Raw genomic sequence first — 470 nt, 5'->3', positions numbered from 1 at the left:
GCCGGTAAAGGTGCGGCCGCCCGCTTCAAAGCTCATGCTGGCCAGCACGGGCAGGCTGCTGTTCTCCTTGACGGCCAGCAGGGCGGCCTTCAGCTCCTACAGATCGGTAAAGGTCTCAAGGAACACGAGGTCAGCCCCGGCGGCCACGCCTGCCCGGACGATGCGGCCATACTCTGCCACGGCATCCTCAAACGCAAGGGTGCCGTTGGGTTCCAGCAGCTCCCCCAGCGGCCCCACCTCCAGCGCGGCCAGTGCACCGTAAGGGGCACAGGCCCGTTTGCAGTTGGCAATGCCCGCCGCAATGATCTCCTCCAGCGTGTACTCGCTGCCCGCCAGCTTGTGGGCGGAAGCGCCAAAGGTATTGGCATTGATGCTGCGGCTGCCTGCGGCGGCATACCGGGCATGGATGCTCTCGATGAGCGCCGGATCGGTGATGTTCAGCTCCTCGGGGCGGGCCCCCAGTTTCAGGC

The 470-nt window shown here is 66.2% G+C and carries 1 protein-coding gene; it reads right to left on the bottom strand.

The genetic code is table 11. The features are described from left to right. Positions 1 to 96 precede the first annotated feature (96 nt). Positions 97 to 470 (bottom strand): homocysteine S-methyltransferase family protein (locus P0G09_RS15585; protein WP_275253105.1); only part of this gene is annotated, 374 nt, incomplete at its 5' end.

The organism is Faecalibacterium sp. DFI.5.82 (assembly GCF_029076575.1).
Taxonomy (GTDB): Bacteria; Bacillota; Clostridia; order Oscillospirales; family Ruminococcaceae; genus Faecalibacterium; species Faecalibacterium duncaniae.
Note: the sequence above shows the minus strand (reverse complement) of the source record. Positions and strands in the feature narration are given on the sequence as shown.